This window comes from Myxococcus xanthus (assembly GCF_006402735.1).
Lineage (GTDB): Bacteria > Myxococcota > Myxococcia > Myxococcales > Myxococcaceae > Myxococcus > Myxococcus xanthus_A.
Window position 1 is genome coordinate 4,663,449 of the sequence record NZ_CP017174.1, and the last position, 19,239, is coordinate 4,682,687.

At 70.1% G+C, this 19,239-nt stretch carries 13 protein-coding genes; 3 read left to right on the forward strand and 10 right to left on the reverse strand.

Annotated features, from left to right (window positions below; translation table 11 throughout):
* Positions 1–19 precede the first annotated feature (19 nt).
* Both BHS09_RS19310 and BHS09_RS19315 read right to left on the reverse strand, forming a co-directional pair.
* Positions 20–1,633 carry a ribonuclease H-like domain-containing protein gene (locus tag BHS09_RS19310; protein ID WP_140798547.1) on the reverse strand — a complete coding sequence of 538 codons (1,614 nt, stop codon included), beginning with the start codon at positions 1,631–1,633 and terminating at the stop codon, positions 20–22.
* Positions 1,634–1,648: 15 nt separating this feature from the next.
* Positions 1,649–4,066 (reverse strand): DEAD/DEAH box helicase, encoded by a 2,418-nt coding sequence (locus BHS09_RS19315; RefSeq protein WP_237078403.1) that lies wholly within the window; start codon positions 4,064–4,066, stop codon positions 1,649–1,651.
* A 121-nt stretch (positions 4,067–4,187) separates the two neighbouring features.
* Between BHS09_RS19315 and BHS09_RS19320 the strand changes: the two genes are divergently transcribed.
* Positions 4,188–5,435: an ArsB/NhaD family transporter gene (locus BHS09_RS19320; RefSeq protein ID WP_140792036.1), complete on the forward strand. Its 1,248-nt coding sequence runs from the start codon at positions 4,188–4,190 to the stop codon at positions 5,433–5,435.
* Between the two features lie 15 nt (positions 5,436–5,450).
* Here the strand turns inward: BHS09_RS19320 and BHS09_RS19325 are convergent, their stop codons facing one another.
* Positions 5,451–6,287, reverse strand: a complete 837-nt coding sequence (locus BHS09_RS19325) for a hypothetical protein (protein WP_174259303.1) — start codon at positions 6,285–6,287, stop codon at positions 5,451–5,453.
* 173 nt (positions 6,288–6,460) lie between these two features.
* On the opposite strand from BHS09_RS19325, the gene BHS09_RS19330 reads away from it, so the two are divergent.
* Complete coding sequence (locus BHS09_RS19330) at positions 6,461–7,159, forward strand: GspE/PulE/PilB domain-containing protein (protein ID WP_174258838.1); 699 nt, start codon at positions 6,461–6,463, stop codon at positions 7,157–7,159.
* 2 nt (positions 7,160–7,161) lie between these two features.
* On the opposite strand, the gene BHS09_RS19335 is transcribed toward BHS09_RS19330, so the two are convergent.
* From BHS09_RS19335 to trpS, 6 genes are all read right to left on the reverse strand, one after another.
* The gene (locus BHS09_RS19335; protein ID WP_140798548.1) at positions 7,162–9,309 is read right to left on the reverse strand and encodes a cyclic nucleotide-binding domain-containing protein; all 2,148 of its coding nucleotides are present in this window, start codon (positions 9,307–9,309) and stop codon (positions 7,162–7,164) included.
* Positions 9,309–11,429: a HEAT repeat domain-containing protein gene (locus BHS09_RS19340; RefSeq protein WP_140798549.1), complete on the reverse strand. Its 2,121-nt coding sequence runs from the start codon at positions 11,427–11,429 to the stop codon at positions 9,309–9,311. The genes BHS09_RS19335 and BHS09_RS19340 overlap by 1 nt, the downstream gene beginning before the upstream one ends.
* An 86-nt stretch (positions 11,430–11,515) precedes the next feature.
* Positions 11,516–13,711 (reverse strand): pseudouridine synthase, encoded by a 2,196-nt coding sequence (locus tag BHS09_RS19345; protein WP_140798550.1) that lies wholly within the window; start codon positions 13,709–13,711, stop codon positions 11,516–11,518.
* 24 nt (positions 13,712–13,735) lie between these two features.
* Entirely contained in the window at positions 13,736–14,725 is a 990-nt protein-coding gene (gene scpB, locus BHS09_RS19350) for an SMC-Scp complex subunit ScpB (protein ID WP_090494442.1), read from the reverse strand.
* Positions 14,712–15,581: a segregation and condensation protein A gene (locus tag BHS09_RS19355; protein ID WP_140792046.1), complete on the reverse strand. Its 870-nt coding sequence runs from the start codon at positions 15,579–15,581 to the stop codon at positions 14,712–14,714. Before BHS09_RS19355 ends, scpB begins: the two co-directional genes overlap by 14 nt.
* Before the next feature lie 163 nt (positions 15,582–15,744).
* Positions 15,745–16,788, reverse strand: coding sequence for a tryptophan--tRNA ligase (gene trpS / locus BHS09_RS19360; protein WP_140792048.1), 1,044 nt, complete (start codon positions 16,786–16,788; stop codon positions 15,745–15,747).
* Between the two features lie 258 nt (positions 16,789–17,046).
* Between trpS and BHS09_RS19365 the strand changes: the two genes are divergently transcribed.
* A complete protein-coding gene (locus tag BHS09_RS19365; protein WP_140792050.1) occupies positions 17,047–18,219 on the forward strand; it encodes a DUF4388 domain-containing protein in 1,173 nt (390 codons plus the stop codon).
* Positions 18,220–18,272: 53 nt separating this feature from the next.
* Here BHS09_RS19365 and xerD read toward each other — a convergent pair whose 3' ends face one another.
* Positions 18,273–19,205, reverse strand: coding sequence for a site-specific tyrosine recombinase XerD (gene xerD, locus BHS09_RS19370; RefSeq protein WP_140792052.1), 933 nt, complete (start codon positions 19,203–19,205; stop codon positions 18,273–18,275).
* Positions 19,206–19,239 lie beyond the last annotated feature (34 nt).

Genomic DNA, 19,239 nt, shown 5'->3' on the forward strand with positions numbered 1-19,239 from the left:
GTGCGGAAGCCCAGAATCGTCAGGTTCCCGAGCGAGGGCTCCCCATTCCCAGGTCCAGCGAGGCCGCCCGGGTGCTCCGGGCCAGGCGCGTCTCCAGGCGAAGGATTCGGCGGTGGTGGTCCACAGGCAGCTCCGCCGCCGAGGCCAGCTTCGCGTGGTGCAGCGCCCGCGCGAGGTCCTTGAGGCCATGCTCGTACAGCTTGGTGAGCTGGAGGTGCAGCGGCGGGGCCTGGAATCCCTGGGCGGTCTTCAGTGCCTGGTGCAGGTGCGCCACCGCGGCCGAGGCGTCACCCGCCTTGCGTGACAGCCGGGAGGCCAGGGCCAGGGCTTCGATGCCCACGGCGCCGGTGTCCCCCGCCGCCGCGGCCCGGGCGAAGGCCTGGGCGCGCTCGTAGTCGCGGGCCCGGAGCGCCACGCCCGCGAAGCCGAGCAGGTCGCGAGGGTCCGCGTCCCGGGGCACGGAGGCGCCTGGGTCCCCTGCTCGGAAGCGGCGGACCAGCTCACCGAGCAGGGCCGCGAGGAGGAGGAGGTCGTTGACGTTGTGCTCCAGCACGGGCGTCAGCGCCGAGCCGTCTCCGCCGCGCAGGTAGCGGAAATACAGGTCGGGAATCAGCGAGCCGTCCACGTCGTCGACGCGCCGGAAGCCGAGGACCTGGTCTTCCAGGTGGACCAGCCGCGTGCCGGCGCCCCGGTGCTTGAAGACGCGGCGGGCGCAGTGGAGCAGGTCCAGGTGGGGCAGCTCCGCTGGAGCGGGGACGCGGTTGAGGACGAAGCGCGTTCGCAGGAGCGGCCAGTCGAAGCTCTTGCCGTTGAAGGTGACGAGGCAGGAGGACGCGGCCATGCGCTCGGCGAGCGAGCGCAACATGGGGGCCTCTTCTCCCAGGCGCCGAAGGAAGAGCTGGTGCACCTTGAGCGAGCGGCCCTCGAACCACGCCAGTCCCACGAGGAAGGGCACGGTGCCGGTGCCTCCCGCGAGCCCGGTGGTCTCCGTGTCCAGGAAGAGCATCCGCTGGAAGTCCACGCCCGCCAGGTCCGCGTGCAGCGCGAGGCTGGCGACCAGGGAGCCTTCCACGTCCAGGGCCGCGGCGAGGGGCGCGGAGCCGTGGTGGTGCTCCGGAGAGAGGATGCGCTCGGAGACGTGGACAGTGCCGTGGGCCGTGGCGCGGGACTCCACGGGCAGTGGGCCAGGAGGTGCTGGAGGTGGCGTGCCTCGGCGCGCGGCGGCCAAGCCCTGGCGCTCCGACCAGTCCGACAGCATCCTGCGCAGGCTGTCGATGCGCGGATCTCGGGGGGCGGATGGAGGTGAGGTTGTGACTGGGCGTGCTGCCGGGGCCTCCACCGTGCCCTCTGCGCGGGCGACCTGCGATTCCGCGCCGGCGGGCGTTGCGTTCTGAGAGGCCGTTTCAGCTGTGCCCGGGACGGGCGTGGACGGCGCCTCCATGCGCCGGGCCTGAACCAGCTTCGCCAACTGCGCGGCGAGCGCGTCGGGCACGCCCGCTTCGGCCCGAGGCGCGGGCGTGTCATCAGCGCGCGCGGCGGGCTCGGCCTGTGGCTCCGCCACAGGGGGCTTCGGGGGTGACTTGCCCCCGGGGCCCACGCTCGTCAGGCGCGCCAGCTTGCGCTTGAGGTCCACGGCCGCGCCTCCCGGTTACTGCATTCCCGCGATGCCCAACGCCGATAGCACGTCGAGCGCCAGTCGCTTGCGCGGATGCGGGTCCACGGGCGCCTGTCCCGGCATCGCACCCGCAGCAGGGCCGATACACGCCGGACAGCCATCCTCGCACGTGCACGACTCCAGCAATCGGCGCGCACGGTTCAGCAGTTCGTCCCGCTGGTCGTACAGCCGCGCCGCCAGCCCCACTCCGCCGGGCACGTTGTCGTACAGGAACAGCGTCGGGTCGAAGCCCACGCCACCATCCTTGCGCGGCGGTCCCTCCGCGTCATCCCGGCTCCCCAGCGTCTTGCCGATATCCCGAGGGTCGATCATCAACCCCACGCACGCCACCGTGCGCAGCGCCGTGGTCAGGCCACGAAGCGCATCGATGACCGCCGGGCGCGGCGCCCGCATGGCGCGCACCACCGTCTCCGGCACCGTCAGCCAGAGCGCCGTGGTGTGCATCTGCATCTCCGGCAGCGCCACGTCGCCGTAACCAACGTTCTCATGCGTGTGGTACTTGATCTTCTTGTACCCCACGACCTTCTCGATGACGCTCACCTCGCCCATGCCCGCCTGAAGGTCCGGGCCCATGGGCGCGGCCTGGTCCTCCTGGATGACGTGCACGCGCACGTAGGTCATCGCGTCGGTGAAGTAGTCCGGCGCCACCTTCCGCACGAAGGCCTTGTGGTTCTCGTAGTCGAAGCGCTCGACTTGATACTGCTCGGCCTCGTGTTGGTAGATGGCCTGCTCGTGCAGCATCGTGTGCGCCGAACGGAAGTCCATCTCCGCCAGCGTCCGGTCCGTCCCCTTCTCGATGATGACCACGTTGTCCCAGCCCACGCTGCGCAGAGACACGTGGTTGGCTGGATACGCATCCGTGGACCAGTGGAACACGCGACGGCCCGCCTCGCCCACGGTGGGGTGCACCACCTCGTGCTGCGCGAGGAACCCGAGCGCCTCCGTGGTGGACTCCGGCGGCACGTCCCCGAAGGGCTCGCCCTCCTCGAACGGCAATTCGAAGGAAGCGCACTTGAGGTGCTGGACCAGAATCTCCACGTTGTCCGGGTCGATGCGCGCGTGCTCCACCGGCGAGCCCACGAGGAAGCGCGGGTCGCCGGCGAGGTACTGGTCCAGCGGCGCGCTCGACGTCACCAGCAGCGCCAGGCTCCCCTCACCGCGCCGCCCTGCCCGGCCGAATCGCTGCATCAGCGCCGCCACCGAACCCGGGTAGCCCGCGCACACCACCGCGTCCAGCGAGCCGATGTCGATGCCCAGCTCCAGCGCGTTGGTGGCCACCACGCAGCGGACTTCACCCGCACGCAGCGCCGCCTCCGTGGCGCGCCGAGTGCCCGGCAGGTACCCACCGCGGTAGCCCTGGATGAGAGACGGGTCCAACTTCTCCTCGACGAAGCGGTCGCGGAGGTACTTGAGCATCACCTCGATGTTGTTGCGCGACTGCCCGAAGAGCAGCGTGGACACGCCCGCGCGCACCAGGTCGGCCGTCAGCCGCACCGCCGTCTTGAGGTAGCTGGCCCGGATGCCCAGCTCCGCGTTCACCACGGGGGGGTTGAACACCATGACGCGGCGCTCGCCGGAAGGCGCCCCGCTCTCAGACACCAGCGTCACGTCCCGCCCGAGCATCCGCCGCGCGTGGGCCTCCGGATTGCCAATGGTGGCCGACGCCGCGACGAACACCGGGTCCGCGCCGTGGAATCGCGCCACGCGCTGGAGCCTGCGCAGCACGTTGGCCAGGTGAGAGCCGAAGACGCCCCGGTACGTGTGGAGCTCGTCGATGACGACGTAGCGCAGGTTGGAGAACAGGCGCGCCCAGCTCGCGTGATGCGGAAGGATGCCCGTGTGCAGCATGTCCGGGTTGGTGAGCAGCACGCCGCTGCGCTCCCGCGCGGCCCGGCGCGCATCCGCCGGCGTGTCACCATCGAAGGTGATGGCGCCGTGGGACAGGCCCGCCTCGCGCATCAGCGCGCGCAGGGACTCTTCCTGATCTCTGGACAGGGCCTTGGTGGGAAACAGGTACAGCGCCCGCGCCTGGGGCTCGCGCGCGAAGCGGTCCAGCAGCGGCAGGTTGTAACAAAGGCTCTTGCCGGAGGCGGTGGGCGTGGCGATGACCAGGCTCTGGCCCGCCCGAGCCAGCCGGTACGCCTCCGCCTGGTGCGAGAAGAGCTGCTGGATGCCTCTCTTCTCGAGCGCGTCGCGCACCTGGGGCGCCACCTCTTCCGGAATGGGCGCGAAGACGCCCGCCCTCGCGGGGGTGGCCTCATCCAGGACGAAGCAGGAGCGGAGCTGCCGGTCCGACCGCCACCCCTCCAACACGGAGTCCAACCCGCGAGGCGCGTTCCACGGCGTGCGACGGGCCCCTCCGAAAGCGCCCGGTTCCTTCTCTGGCTTCATGGGCCGGGCACTGTACAGACGTATACCGAGGCAAACAACGCGGGAGCGCGCCTCATTGGTTTGAGCTCCAGCCAATCCGCGCAGAGGCGGACGTGCGGGCACTCCACTAGTGTGCCGCGCCGTGGCCCTCGCCATCTTCCTGTTCACCTACGTCTTCATCGCCGGTGCGCGCCTTCCGTACCTGAAGCTGGACCGCCCCGGGGGCGCGCTGCTGGGCGCCGTGCTGATGGTCGTCTTCGGCGTCGTCACTCCCGCCGAGGTCTACAACCACAGCGCCGACGCGAACCGTCACGCCATCGACGCGGACACCATCGTCCTCCTGCTGGGGATGATGCTGCTGGCAGCGTACATGTCCCAGGCGTCCTTCTTCCGCACCGCGGGCGCGTGGGCCGTGCGCAGGGCGCACACGCCCCGGCGGTTGCTGCTCGCCGTGACGTTCATTTCGGCCGCGCTGTCCGCGTTCCTGGTGAATGACACGGTGTGCTTGATGCTCACGCCCCTGGTGCTGGCCACCGTGGAGGACGCGCGCCTGCCGCCGGCTCCGTACCTGCTCGCGGTGTGCATGGGCAGCAACAGCGGCTCGGTGGCGACCTTCACCGGCAACCCGCAGAACATGCTCATCCAGGGAGCCTCCGGGCTGTCCTACGCCAGCTTCGCGGCGTACATGGCCCTGCCTGCCCTGCTCTCCACGGCGGTGGTCGCCGCCGGACTCCTGTACCTGTTCCGGCATGACCTGCCCGTGAAGCAATTCGAGCCCCACCCTCCGCCTCCGCCAGTGGACCGGGGCATGATGGTGCTCACCTTGACGGTGCTGTCCGGGGTTGTCGTGGCCTTCTTCGCCGGGCTGCCCATGAGCTGGAGCGCCCTGGCCGGCGCGGCCCTGGTGATGGCCCTGGCGCGCCGCGAGCCACGCGAGGCGCTGGAGCGCGTGGACTGGGTGCTGCTGCTCTTCTTCGCCAGCCTGTTCGTGGTCGTCTACGGCGTGAACAAGCACGGCTACGCGGAGGACATCCGCGTCCTGTTCGAGCCCCTCATGGCGGGCCCGCCCCTGCGGGAGACGCTGGGCTTCGCGGGGCTGACGCTGGTGGCGTCCAACCTGTTCAGCAACGTGCCCTTCGTCATGCTGGCGCGGACGTGGGTGCCCACGCTGCACGACGTGGAGCTGGGCTGGCATGTGCTCGCGCTGGGCTCCACGCTGGCGGGCAACCTCACGCTGGTGGGGAGCGTGGCCAACCTCATCGTGTTCGAGGCCGCGCGCGGGAAGGTCAACATGAGCTTCCTCCGCTTCCTCCGCGTGGGCCTCCCGGTGACGCTCGTCAGCTTCGTCGTGGGGCTGACCGTGCTCCTGGTGGAGCACGCGCTGTTCTGAAGCAGACCGTGTGACTCAGGGGTCGGGGTCCGGCAGCTCGCCGGGCGCCAGCTCGTCTTCCGGAGGCTTCGTCGCCTCGGGTGCCGGAGCCGGGGCGCCCGCCTTGCCGGGAACCACGTCCGAAGCCGCCGCGGAAGCCCGGGGCGGCGGCGCGCCGCCGCGGTCGGTGGGCGTCAGGTCCTTCACGAACATTCGCGCCACGTCGTCCAGCATGGACGTCATCGCCGCGCGGAAGAGTGACGGGTCCTTGCCCACCTTGAACGGGTCCAGGTGCTCCTTGCCCTCGGCGACCTGGTCCATGGCGAACGGGCGGCGCCACACCTCCGTGCGCCCGTCCAGGGTGAACATGCGGCCATAGCCTCGCAGGTACGCGCCCGCGCGGCCGTCATCGCTGCGCATGCCGTAGTCCTGGATGACGAACTCGACGATGGTGTCCGCGCCCAGCGACGCCACCAGGTCGTAGTCCGGCGCGTTGGCCGGCACCTCCTCCACCAGGAAGCTCTCCAGCACCGAGGCCACCCGCGCGGGGTCCACCACGTGCGTCCACGGGAACTCACGCGGCAGTTGCGACAACGTGGTGACCCGGAGGCGCTCGGAGATCTCGAAGCGCGTGACGGCCTGAAGCAGCTTCACCGTCAGCCGCCGGTCCGCCTCCACCGGCTCCAGCTTCTTGAGCTTGTTCCGGTACGCCGAGTCCTCGCGGAACACGTGGCTCTTGGGGCCGGCCCCGTCCTCGATGCGGGAGATGAAGGCCGGACGCCGGACGCGGTCCAGGTCCGCGCCAGCCAGGCGCTGCGACGCACAGCCCGAAGCCAGCAGCAGTGCGAGAAACGGCAGTATCCGTCGCGTCATGTAGGGACTGTTCTACCCCATTCCCTGCCCTCACGCTCCTCCCCAGCCTCCGAGGTGTTGGCTGGTCTCCGGTAGTGCCTGACTGGCTGCTATGCTTCACGGCCGTGAAACAGCCGCCTGTCACACCCTCTGTCTCGCTCCCTGGCCGCAAGCGCCGGCTTGGGGAGATTCTCATGGACGCCGGGCTCCTCTTGGAAACCCAGCTCCGCTCCGCCCTCGCGGAACAACGCAAATGGGGCGGCAAGCTGGGCCTCACCCTGGTGCAGATGGGGTACGTGGACGAAAGCTCCATGGTCCACGCCCTGTCGCGGCAGCTCGCCATTCCCACGGTGGATTTGGAGCAGCACACGCCGTCCGCGGTGGTGTTGCAGGCGCTCCGGGCGGACATCGCCGAGCGCTACACCGTCTTTCCCATCGCCGCGGATCCGGCCACGAAGACGCTCACCGTCGCCACCGCCGACCCCACCAACGTGGAGGCGTTCCAGGAGCTGGCCTTCCACTGTGGCCAGCGCATCCAGGTGGTCGTCTCGAGCGCCTCGTCCATCGAACGCGCCATCCGCCGCCACTACCACGGGGAGGTCACCTCCACGACGGCGACCCCGCTGTCCTTCGGCATGGACGAGCCCACTTTCGAGCTGGCGCCCCCCGCCGAAAGCGCTCCCCTGTCCATGACCGTGCGCGCGGCCTCGGCGGCCCTGGCGCAGCCCGGCCGTGAGACGGAGCTCACCCAGCGCGTGGAGGAGCTGACGCAGCAGGTGGCGGGGCTGGAGCGGATGGTGGCTCAGCAGGCCCGCTCGCTGCGGGCCATGCTGGAGCTCCTGGAGACGCGCGGCCTGGTGACACGAGACGACTACCTCGCCAAGGTCCGCTGACGTCAGACGAGGATGAGGTCTTCCTCGACGCCGGCTTCGGTCAGCACGCGCTGCGTGCGCCGGAGCCGTTCGTCGCTCAGGTTCGAAATCAGGGCCAGGATCTGCGGGTGGCTGGAGATGAGCGCGTCGAAGTCGGCGCGCGGCAACCGCAGCAGCGTGGTGCGCCGGGTGGCGGTGACGGTCGCGGTGGCTGGCGTCTTCTGGAGCAGGGAAATCTCTCCGAACACGTCCCCTTCCCGGAGCTGCGTCAGCAGGTGGCCGTCCTTGCGCACCTCCACCTCGCCGGACAGGACCACGTAGAGGCCGTCCGTCGGGTCGCCATCACGGATGATGACGGTGTCACGCTCCACGTCCCGGGAGCGGAAGCGCTCCACGAGCGCGCGCCGGTCCTTCCGTCCGAAGAGGCGGAACAGCTCCGACGTGTTCATCACGTTCGTCAGCATGCGCTGCCGGCAGAACTTCTTCAGGGCCCGGGCCACCTGCGGGTGGCTTCCCGAGAGCTCGGCGAGCACGCTGGCGGAGATCTCCAGGAGCTGGGTGTCGTCAGACGCGGACTCCACCGAGGCCGTGCGCGCCGCGCCGGACAGCAGGGCCATCTCTCCGAAGAAGGTGCCTCCTTCGAGCGTCGCGATGTCCTGGCGCTGGCCCTCCTCCGTCCGGAAGACGCGCACCGCGCCCTCGCAGACGACGTAGAAAGCACCGCCGTGGCTGCCCTGGTCGATGATTCGCTCGCCCGGGCCGAAGCGGCGCAGCGGGCAGCGCTCGAACAGCTCGATGAAGGCGTCGCGAGGCAGGTCCGAGAAGAGCGGAATCGCGGGCAGCGCGTCCAGGGAACCCGCTTCGGGAGGGACCTCCTCCGTCAGGCTGTAGATCTCTTCCTCGATGCCGTCGCTGATGGACGTGGCCCCCAGGCCTTGTCGATCCAAGCCCGCCTGCGCGGCCAGCTCCACCGCGTGCAACAGGGAGTCGGCTTCCAGCTCCAACTCGGTGAAGGAGGACGGACTCGTCGCCGTCCGGAAGGAGGCGCCCAGCGCGGGGGACAGGTCGTGGCCCGGGAGCGCGGTGGCGCCCGCGGGGACCGGTGGGTCGGCACGGCGCGACCGCAGTCCTGGGGGCGCGGAGGAGGCCGCGGCTTCAGCAGCGGCGGGCGCTGCCTGCGTGGTGATGGGCGACGACAGGGCTTGCCAGCGGCCGCTGTTCGAGACGGACCGTGGCGGTTCGGCCGGCGCGGGTTCGGGCGCGCGAGCAGCGCCCACCGCGGGCAGCCGCTGCGACGCGCGCGGTGCCAGTCCTGGCGGCAACGCGCTCGTCGCCGGACGCGCGCCTCCGGGTTGAACAGCGGGAATCCGGGTCGCGAGCGGCGGCGCTTCTGGCTCACGGATGGCCATCGGGGGCGGGATTGTGGCCACCACACTCGTGGATGCCTGGACAGACGTGGCCAATGCGGACGCCTTCGAATCGGTTCCGCACGCGTCGTCCACCAGCGTCCCTGCCACGACGGGCTCCATGTCCAGCGTCAACTCCACGCCAGCGGTCCCCTCTTCCGACGCCAGTCCTACCTCGACCGAGTGGACGACTTCTTCGGTGCCACGCGTGGACGCGTCGGCGGACAACAACAGCTCTGGAGGCAGCTCCGCGGACAGGTCCACCGCGGGACCACCGGCCGCCAACGGGGCTGGCGAAGCACCGTCCTCTCCCTCCCCCAAATCAATGGCGGCGACGGCCGCGCGCACTGCCTCGGGCAGGCGCGACGTCACAGCGGGCTCGGAGGACGCCTTCACCGTCACGGACGACGCGCTGCTCATCGGGCCCCGGGCGCGTGCGCCCATGGGCGTCCCTCGGCGCGCGTACAGGTCCGCGAGCATCTGCTGCACGCCGCGGTGAGCCGGGTCCAGTTCGAGGATGAGCTTGCTCGCGGCGATGGCGCGCGGAAGGAACCCCTCGCGCGCGAAGCCTTCGGCGGCGGATTGATACGCCGAGATGGCCCGGTCCCGCTGCCCTGCCTTCACCCAGGCATCCCCGGAGCGCAGGCGTGACTGATGGTCCTTGGGCTCGGCCCGGCAGTAGTCCTCGTAGAGCTCCGCCGCCTTGGAAAAGCGTCCCTTGGTGAAAGCCTCGGACGCCTTGTCCTTGAGCTTGCGCAACTCCATCAGCGAGCGCCCTCCGACGCGGTGCTCTCGGACGCCGGTGCGGCGCCCGCGGCCTCACGCACCGTCCGGAAGTAGTCCGCCTTGAGGGCATTCAACTGGTCCGCATGCGCGGCGCCGCCCAGCTTCCGGAGCGACGAAGCCGCCGCGGCGCGAATCTCGGGCAGGTCGTGGAACAGGTCCTTGGCCACCGCGTCCGCCGCCTGCGCGTCGCCAATGATCCCCAGCGCCAGCAGCACGTCGCGGCGGGCCACGCTGTTGGGCTCGTCCAGCGCCTTCACCAGCGTGGGCACGGCGTCCTTCGCCTGAATCCGTCCCAGCAGGGCCGCCGCGAGCGCCGCTTCCGGTCCACCTTCTCGCACCACGGCCTGGAACTGCGCGGAAGCGAAGCCCGGCACACCGCCGGCACGCGTGAGCGCATCCAACACCAGCAGCTTCTCGCTCCCCATCTTCGGCAGCATCTCGATGAGCGCGGCCTGCCCCGCCTCGCCGGCCTCCGCCAGCGCCTGGGCCAGGGCCTTCTGCAGGTCGCGGTCCGGCTCGACGAGCCCGGCCTTGGCCACGTTGACGCCCTCGGGGCCCAGCCGCGCCAGTCCCATCAGGGCCGCCACGCGCAGCGCGGCGCTGGAATCCTGGGTGTAGCCGGTGAGCAGCTCCAGGGCTCCGGGTGCCTTCAGCGTCCCCAACGCTCGCAGCAGCGTTGCCAGCGGCACCAGCCGCTCCGGCGCCACGTCGTCATACAGCTCGGTGGGCACGCGATGCCGCACCACGTCCCGTCCGGACTCACGCACCCGGGCGGCATTGAGCTCCTTCACGCGCCCCAGCAGGTCCGCGTGCCGCGACGGCCGGTCATCCTTCATGCCAGGCGTCGACGGGGTGGGCGGCATGGTCGAAGGGTCGAACCCCACGCCGAACTTCTCCGGGAGCGCTTGGGTCACCCAGTCGGCGCGCAGCGCTTCCAGTCCCTTGACCTCCTGTTCGTAGAGCTTCTGCAACGCGGGCACCACGGAGGCATCCCCCACCTCCGCCACGGCCTCCACCGCGAGCAGGCGCAGCGTGGCGTCCGGATGGCTCAGCCACGGCACCACCTTGCCGAGCAGCGGCAGCGCAGCGGGTCCCAGCCCCTCGACGGCCTGGAGGCCACTGGCGGCCGTGGCCGGACGTGCCAGCCGCTCGCCAATGGGGTCCACCGGACAACCGCCGCGCGCGCGCATGCTCCGGCCCGCGACGAGCGCCTCCGCCGGTGCTCCCTCCATGACGATGGCGCACAGTGAAGCATCCGTCTGCGGCGTCCGGGGGAAGGACACGATGGCGTCGATGGCCAGCGGGCTGACGGCGCTCTTCTCCACCGCCACCATCTGGAGGCGCTGCGTGGCCACCGGATCCTGAAGCTTCATCAGCGCGTGGATGGCGGACTCGCGCAACTCGGGGAAGTTCTCCTCCAGCAGCAGCGCGATGGGACCCACCGCGCGCTTGTCGCCGGCGTCACCCAGCCCGCGCACGGCGGCGGCGGCGAGGATGACCTGGCTGTCGCGAACCAAGGGCAGCAGCCGGTTGACGGCGTCGGGTCGGCCGCTCTTGCCCAGCTCCTCGGCGGCGCCCACGCGCTCGGGCAGCGCGCCTTCGGTCAACGCGAGCTGGTTGCGGTCCCACTGCGAGCGGGCCTCGGCGGCGACCACCTCCGCCATGGCACCTGGAACGTTGGCGTTCTTCAGGGCCTGGACGATGACCTGACGCGTGGCCCGGCCCCGCCGTCCGTACTGGAGCGTGAGGTACGCCTTGGCCTTTTCGTTGTTCACCTTGGACAGCGCCATGGCGGCGCGGCCCTGGACCTCTTCGTCCTGGTCCTCGAGCAATTCGCCGAGGAGGTCCACGACGCGGGCGTCCTGGCTCTCTCCCAACGCCACGGTGGCCTCGGCCCGGACGATGGCGGCGAAGTCCTTCGCCGCTCGAGTGAAGAGGACCAGGTCATCCGGGTTGCCCTGCCCGGCCAGCTTCTTCACCGCGAGAGCGCGGACCTCCGGACGAGGACTCTGGAGGTCCGCAAGAAGCTGGTCCCTGCTGCCGTTGCAGCCGAGGAGCAGGGCAAGTGCGAGAATGAGGGGGCGTGCGCCGGTTCGCATCGGTCTCCGGTGAGGGAAACGGTGTAGGAGTCGGCGCCGGTTATATCAATCCCCCTCGATTCCCGCCCAATCCACCGCGTCATGTATCAACGCGGACGGCGAGGCCCCCGGGGAGGAGGCCGGCCCGCGCCGCCTCGGGGACGCTCATTGCTCCAGCTCGGGGCGCTTGCCCGCTCCTTCTTCTTGCCCCAGTCCTGGAATCCGCCGGACTTCTCGGCGGGAGCCCCCTTGCGAGCCCCGGCCCGGACGACGCGTTCACGGGGATTCCCGCTTTCGTCGGTGGGCGTCCAGGTGCTGCGTGCGGGGCGTCCGCCCTCGGAGCCCTCACGGCGAGGACCACCCCGGCCACGCGGAGCGTCTGCCCCTTCGGCGCGAGGCTTCCATTCACGGCGCTCCGGGCGGCCAGCACCCGCGCCTCCGGAACGGGGCGAGTACGGACGGCCTTCACCCCGCGGGGCACGGCCGGCGCCGCCGCCAGCACCCCACGACTTGCGCTCCGGACGGCCTTCGCCACCCGCGCGCGGTGCGCGAGTCCGCGGTGCGGCGTCTCCGCCAGCACTCCACTCACGGCGCTCCGGACGACCCGCGCCACGGCTCTTGGGGGCTCCGCCCTCGTCACCGCCAAACGAGCGACGGGCGCCGCCAGCACCACCGAATGCGCGGCCCGCACCGCGAGCGCCCGTGTCACTGCCGAAGGACCGACCCGGACCACGGCTCCGAGGAGCGCCCGATTCATCACCACCGAAGGAGCGGCCCGCACCACGGCCACGCGGCGCGCCTGCCCTGTCACCGCCGAAGGAACGGCCGCGCGGTGCGCCCTCATCGCCACCAAACGAACGGCGCGCGGGCCTGCCCTCGTCACCACCGAAGGAGCGGCGCGCGGGCTTGCCCTCGTCACCACCGAAGGAGCGGCGCGCGGGCTTGCCCTCGTCACCACCGAAGGAGCGGCGCGCGGGCCTGCCCTCGTCACCACCGAAGGAACGACGCGCGGGCCTACCCTCGTCACTGCCGAAGGAACGGCGTGCGGGCTTGCCCTCGTCACCACCGAAGGAACGGCGCGCGGGCCTACCCTCGTCACTACCGAAGGAACGGCGCGCGGGCTTGCCCTCGTCACTACCGAAGGAGCGACGCGCGGGCCTGCCCTCGTCACCACCGAAGGAGCGGCGCGCGGGCTTGCCCTCGTCACCACCGAAGGAGCGACGCGCGGGCTTGCCCTCGTCACTACCGAAGGAACGGCCCACGCCACGGCCACGCGGCGCACCTGCCTTGTCACCGCCGAAGGAGCGGCCACGCGGCGCGCCCTCATCACCACCGAACGAACGGCGCGCGGGCTTGCCCTCGGCCGAAGCCCCCTTGGGCCGACCGAAACGCGCCAGGCTCGAACCACCCGCGGACGCCGCCTTGGCCGCACGGGCCGGCGCCTTGCGCGCGGGCTTGGCGGCCACGGGCGCATCATCATCCATGGACAGCTCCGCCTCGTCGTCCGAGTCGAAGCCCGGAGCCGCGCGGCCATGCCGGCGCGGAGGCAGCTTCAGCTCACCCGTCGGCGGCGCGGTCTTGCCATCCGACACCTCGTGCAGCAGCTCCACCTCGCTCGTCTTGAGCGGGCGCAGCTCGCCAGGGCGCAGCCCTTCCACGCCCACGCCGGCGTAGGACGGACGGAACAGACGCACCACCGGGTGCCCCACCGCGGCGCACAGCCGCTTGATGAGGTGCGGGCGCCCTTCCGCCACGACAATCTTCAGCCAGGTGTTCCGCTCCGCGGCCTCGAACACGCCCACCGACACCGGCGTGGCCATGCCATCCTCGAGCCGCACGCCGCCGCGCAGCTTGTCCAGCGTGGCCACGTCCGGGGCGCCCTTCACCTTCGCCAGGTAGGTGCGCGGCACCTGGAAGCTGGGGTGCGTCAGCTTGTGCGCCAGCGCCCCATCATCCGTGAACAGCAGCGCGCCCTCGGCGTCGTAATCCAGACGGCCCACCGGGAACAGGCGCTTGCCCGTCTCTTCCACGTAGTTGGCCACCGTGGGCCGGCCCTGCGGATCCGACAGCGTCGTCACGACGCCAACGGGCTTGTAGAGCAGGAAGTAGGAGGATTCATCCGGAGGCGTGACGAGCGTCCCGTCCACCGTCACCAGGTCCGTGCCGGGCTCCACCCGGCTGCCCAGCTCCGTCACCGTCTTGTTGTTCACCGCGACGCGGCCCGCGGTAATCAGCTCTTCTGCATGCCGGCGCGAAGCAACTCCCGCGCGGGCCAGGTACTTCTGTAGTCGTTCGGCCGCCATACCATCCTTCTTCCATGCTGCCCGTCACTCGGGCTTGGGCCCCGTCGTATCACCCGTCTCGGGTTTCGGGGGCGTCGTGTCCAGGACGCTGGAGCTGACCTTTTGTGTCCGGTCTGCGGCCGCCATGGCCTCTTCCAGGTCCTCCAGCGCGGCTTCACTGGCCGCCGCGCTCTTCTCCATCCGCTTCGTGAATGCCGGGTCCGACAGCGCTTCCACCGTCCCCGCAGCCGGGGGCGCCGGCTTGTCTTCCTTCTCGACGATCTCCCGGTGCTCCTGCGTCAGCTCGTGGAACTCACGCAGCGTGGGCAGGGCAGACAGGTCCTTCAGTGCGAAGAACTCCAGGAACTCACGCGACGTTCCGTAAAGGATGGGCCGCCCTACTTCTTCGCGCTTGCCCAGGATCTTCACCAGCTTGCGGTCCATCAACGCCTTGATGACCGCGCCGCAGTCCACGCCGCGGATGTCCTCGATTTCCGGCCGCGTCACCGGCTGCCGGTACGCGATGATGGCCAGCGTCTCCACCGCCGCCCGGGTCAGCCGCTGTGGCTTCACCCGCAGGTAACGCCGGACATATTCACCCGAATGCGGGTCCGTCCGGAACTGCCAACCGCCCGCCACCTCGTACAGCACGATGCCGCTGATGCCGTCGCGGTGGATGCCGGAGAGCTGGTTGAGGGCCTCGGCGATGAGCTCCCGCTCGATGCCGGTGGCCATGTACAGCTCGTCCACCGACAACGGCCGCTCCGCCACGAAGAGCACGCTCTCGATGACGGTGCGGATGCGGTCCGTGGACAGCTTGCGGCTCTTGGAGAGGAGCTTCTCGAACGACGTCTCCAGGTCCGGAGGCGCCTCGTCCGAGTCCTCCTCGATGGAGGCTGCTTCCAGCTCATCCAGTTCGTCTGCCGGGCCGGGGCCCGTGACAGCAGCGATTTCCTCTTCGGAGAACGGGCCGGGGCCGCCGGGCGTGCCCGGTTCTGGAGTCTCGTCCTGCGGTCCGTTGCTACCGGTAGTCACTGTCGTCGACCTCCGTGGGAGCCAGCTTCTCCAGCGCGTCCCCGTTGGGCAGCAGCAGGATGGGCCCCATCGGCTCGTCCTGCACCACCCGGATGAGCCGCCGCTTCACCATCTCCAGGATGGCCAGGAAGGTGATGACCACCTCCTGTCGCGACGGGGTTTCCTCTTCCGTGAACAAGCTCTCGAAGAGAACCTGTCCATGGGGGCGCAGGCGCTCTACTACGCGGAGGATGGCCTCGGACAGCGTCACGCGCTCCCGGACCACCTCGTGCTGCAGTTTGGGCTGCAACCGCTCCAGCACCCGGTCGAGTGCCTCCACCAGCTTGAGGACGCTGAACTCCTGGAGACCCACCTCCTCTTCGGGGATGGGCACCGCCTCCACCGGGACGTTGCGCGCGAAGACGTCGCGGCCGAGCAGGTCCTGCGTGGCGAGCTGTTCAGCGGCATCCTTGTACTTCTGGTACTCCAGCAGGCGCCGCACCAATTCCGCGCGCGGGTCCTCGGTCTCCTCGGCGACCGCGAGCACCTCCGCCCCCTCCTGCACCGCGACGGCGTCCTGCCGGGGCAGCAGCATGCGGCTCTTGAGGTGCGCCAGCGTGGAGGCCATCACCAGGAACTCCCCGGCGATGTCGAGGTTGATCTCCCGCATCCGCTCCAGGTGCTCGAGGTACTTCTCCGTGATCAGCGCCAGCGGGATGTCGAAGATGTCGACCCGATGCTCCTTGATGAGATGGAGCAGCAGGTCCAGCGGACCTTCGAAATTGGGCAGCGCGATGCGGAAGTTGTCGCCAGGACTCCGCGGCAACTCCCCTTCACGAAGGGCCTCATCGGCCGGCGAGCGACGTTCCTCACTCACCGGATGTCCTGGATGGCGTCAACGGTATGGGTGGGGGCGCGTCATCGCGTAAGGGCCCGACTTTCTTAGGCAGCGGGCACGAGCCTGGAGGACACACACCCATACCAGTGGCCCCCAGGTGGGTCAAACAATCGGCAGTGAAAGCCCGTTCAGGCACACGGACTCATGGGACTCCCACGGCCTTGCGGACCTGGTCCATGAGGCGGGTCGCCTCGGCCCGGGCCCGGTTGGCGCCGTCCTGGAGGATGCGCTCCACCTCACCCGGGTCGGCCGCCAGCTCGGCATACCGCTGACGGGCCGGGCCAAAGGCCGCATGGTAGGCCTCCAGGAGCTTCTTCTTGTAGTCGCCGTAGCCCTTCCCGCCTGCCTTCCAGGTGGCGTCCACCTCGGCGAACTCGGACTCGGGGAGCATCAGCTTCAGCAAGTCGTAGAGCGGCGCATCGCTGACGAGCCCGGACGGCGGCGGCTGCGTGGGCACCGGCTTGGGCGCGTCCACCGGCGTCGAGTCCGTCTTGATGGACATGATGCGCTTCTTGATTTCCTTCTCGTCCCCGAACAGCTCGATGGTGTTCCCGTAGGACTTGGACATCTTCTGTCCGTCGACGCCGGGAACTGTCTGGGTGGCCTCCTGGATGCGCGCCGCGGGCAGCTTGAGGATGCCGGGCGCATGGCCCCGCTCCTTGCCTTCCGGGTCGGCAGGGTCGTAGCCGGGCACGTACTGGGTGTTGAACTTCACCGCCCAGTCGCGCGCGAACTCGATGTGCTGAATCTGGTCCTTGCCCACCGGGACGAAGTCCGCGCTGTAGAGCAGGATGTCGGCGGCCATCAGCACCGGGTAGGCGAAGAGGCCGAAGTCAGGACTGATGCCCTTGGCCACCTTGTCCTTGTAGCTGTGGGCCCGCTCCAGGTGCGCGTGCGGCGTCACGGTGCCCAGAATCCAGTACAGCTCCAGCACCTCGCGCACGTCGCTCTGCCGGAAGAGCACGGCCTTCTTCGGATCCAACCCCAGCGACAGGTAGGCCATCGCGGCCTCGCGCGTCAGCGCCAGCGCGGCCTTGGGATCCCTCACGGTGGTGAGCGCGTGCAGGTTGGCGATGAAGTAGTACCCCTCGCCTTCATCCTGGAGCTGCACGAACTGGCGGAGCGCGCCGTAGTAGTTGCCGATGTGCAGCCTGCCGGACGACTGCACTCCTGAAAGAATTCGCATGGACTCGCTCTGATTCGGTTAGGCGGAATCGGGAATCGGACGGGGCTGGTTCGCATACCCGACGCTGCGCTGCAACCTTCCGTTCGTCCTGCTCCGACTCCGTCCAGGACTGGAAGTCAAGACGGACTCTCCCTGGAACTTTGCGCCCCGTCAGGAAATCCTGAGCAAATCCAGGTACTTGCAATTGAATCACGGTGGGTGCGCCGGTACCCTGGGGGTTCCTCACGCGGGCCAACCCACCTTGGAGGAAGCACCTGCATGGAGCCATTCAACGGAAGTCTCGCCAGCTATCGCTTGCAGTTGGTGATGCCGCCGCTGTTCAGCGCGCCCGGGGTTGAAGGGGTGCTGAGGGTGGAACGCGGCGCGGTGCGGCGCTGCTTCCACGTCAAGGACGGCTACCTGGTGGGCGAGAGCTCCAACGACCCGCGCGAGCACCTGGCCCAGGTCCTGGTGAACCTCCGCATCCTGGACGCGCCCCGCGCCGCGGCGGCCTTCGAAGCGGCCGAGGGAGCGGGCATGCCCTACGGCACCTTCCTGGTCCAGCGCTGCTTCGTGGAGCTGCCCCGCCTCATCGAGGCCCTGGAGCACAAGGCGCGTGAGTCCCTCTTCGACTGCTACGCCTGGGAGTCCGGCGAGGTGGAGTTCACCCCCGGCCTGCCGCCCGCGTCCCGGGCGATTGGGCTCAAGCTGTCGCTGTCCACGCTGCACCGCGACGCGGTGACGCGGCAGCGCGAGTGGAGCATGTTCCGCGACATCTTCCCGCGCATGGACACGACGTTCCGCGTCTTCCGAGAGTTCGCCGTGGAGACGTACTCGGAGGAGGAGGACGTCCTGCTGGACCTGGCGGCGAGCGGCGCCACGCTGGGAGAGATGCTGGCGAGCGCCCGGGAGGCCCCGCTCTTCGCCGCGCGCTGGGTGCTGCACCTGTACCGGCGGGGTGCCCTGGCCCCGCGCAAGGCCCGCGGCCCCCGATTGGGTGAAGCCGCCGAGTTGGAGGAGCTGCTCACCCTGGTGAAGCGCTTCCTGGAAGCCGGCCAGTATGACCATGCCGTCGCCCTGGCGGCGCAAATCCTGGAGCAGGGCCCCGTCCCCGAAGCCCATGCCCTGTACCGCGAGGCGGAGATTCGCCTGACGCTGGCCCTTAGCGACGAGCTCTTCGCGCTGGACGGGCGCCTGGTGTTCGAGCCGATTCCGCGCCCCACCCCGCCCGACCTGACGGCGGATGACCTGTACCTGTACTCGAAGCTGCGCGGCAGCCGGAGCATCCGGCAGGCCCTGCGCACGGCGGCCATGGGCGAGCTCGCCGCGTCCCGCTCCGTCCACCGGCTGATGGCGTCCGGGCTGATTCGCGTGGCCCCGCTGCCAGGGAGCGGGCCCCGGCGGGCCCACACGGACCCGTTCGGCCTCCCCATCCACAGCGTGGGGAGCTGAGCGCCAGCGGACGGAACGTTCCTTCCGCAGCGCCCGGGGCCCCGGGCCGCCCCCTACCGCGCGGCGGCTCGCGTCTTCTTCGCCTTGGGGACGAAGACGTCGCTGCGCGGATGGAATTCGTCGTACACGGACCGCAGCCGGGCGGCGTTCACGTGGGTATAGATTTGCGTCGTGGCGAGGTCCGCGTGCCCCAGCATCTGCTGGACGGCGCGCAGGTCCGCGCCGCGCTCCACCAGGTGCGTGGCGAACGAATGCCGCAGCTTGTGCGGCGACAGCGGCTTCATGATGCCCGCCTTCAGCGCGTACCGCTTGAGCAGCTTCCAGAAGCCCTGCCGGGTGAAGCCAGAACCTCGCGGCGTGACGAACAACGCCTGGGACTTGCGCCGTCCCAGCACCGCCGGCCGTGACTCCGCCAGGTACGCCTGGACCTTCTCGATGGCCACGCGCCCCAGCGGGACGAGCCGCTCCTTGGCGCCCTTGCCCTTCGCCACCAGATAGCCCGCCGTGAGCTGCACGTCGTTGATGCCCAGCCCGCACAGCTCGCTCACGCGGAGGCCAGTGGCGTACAGCACCTCCAGCATGGCCTTGTCACGCACGCCCGTGGACGTGCGCTCGTCCGGGGCCGCCAGGAGCTGTTCCACCTCTTCCAGGGTGAGGAACGACGGCAGCTTCCGGGCGGATCGGGGCGTGTCCAGGTCCTCTGTCGGGTCCTTGTCCGCCATGCGCTCGGCGACGAGGAACCGGTGGAAGCCGCGCAGGGCCGCCAGGTGACGGGCCTGGCTGCGCTTGCCCAAGCCCCGCTTGCCCAGCGCGGACAGGTGCGCGGACACGTCTTCCTGACGCGCCTGCGTCACGTCGGAGACGCCGCGGGAGCGCAGGTCCTCGAAGTACACGTTGATGTCTGCGGCGTAGGCGTCCACCGTCTTGCCGGACAGTCCGCGCTCCGCGCGGATGAAGGCGATGAACGCGTCGAGCATTCCTTCCATCGCCGCGCAGGCTACCGGAGGCGCGCGGCGAGGC